Source organism: Bradyrhizobium sp. P2_E8 (assembly GCF_056403875.1).
On record NZ_JBFUES010001830.1, the window covers coordinates 1 to 645 of the forward strand.

Sequence of the window (645 nt, forward strand, 5' to 3'; positions counted from 1 at the left end):
GCGCTGGCCGAGAAGCGCGTCGCGCTCGTGATGGGCAACTCGGCTTACAAGAACGTGGGCAAGCTGGCGAACCCGGCGAACGATGCCACTTTGGTCGGCGGCATGTTCAGGAAGGCGGGTTTCGACAATGTCGATGTCAGGCTCGACCTCAACGCCGCCGACATGCGCAGGTCGTTGCGTGAGTTCGCGGGCCGGACTCGCGATGCCGAGGTTGCGGTCATTTATTATGCCGGGCACGGCATCGAATTGGACGGGACGAACTACCTGATTCCCACCGATGCTGCGCTGGAAACCGATGGCGATGTGCTCGACGAGACGGTTGCGCTCGATCGCGCACTGTTCGCCGTCGAGCCTGCCAAGCAGCTCCGGCTCGTCATCCTGGATGCCTGCCGCGACAATCCCTTTGCGAAGACCATGAAGCGGACCGTGTCCTCGCGTGCCATCGGCCGCGGCCTCGCCAAGGTCGAGCCGACTAGCCCGAATACGATGATTGCCTTCGCAGCGAAGGCAGGCTCGACCGCCTCGGACGGCGATACGAAGAACAGCCCGTTTGCCACCGCTCTGGTCGAGCGTCTGCCGACGCCGGGGCTCGACCTGGGCAAGGCCTTCCGCTTCGTGCGCGACGACGTCCTCAAGACCACCGGC

The 645-nt window shown here is 64.5% G+C and carries 1 protein-coding gene; it reads left to right on the plus strand.

Annotation, left to right across the window (positions count from 1 at the left end; genetic code table 11):
- The coding region (locus AC1D00_RS44155; protein ID WP_477015082.1) for a caspase family protein at positions 1-645 on the plus strand (645 nt) is incomplete at both ends.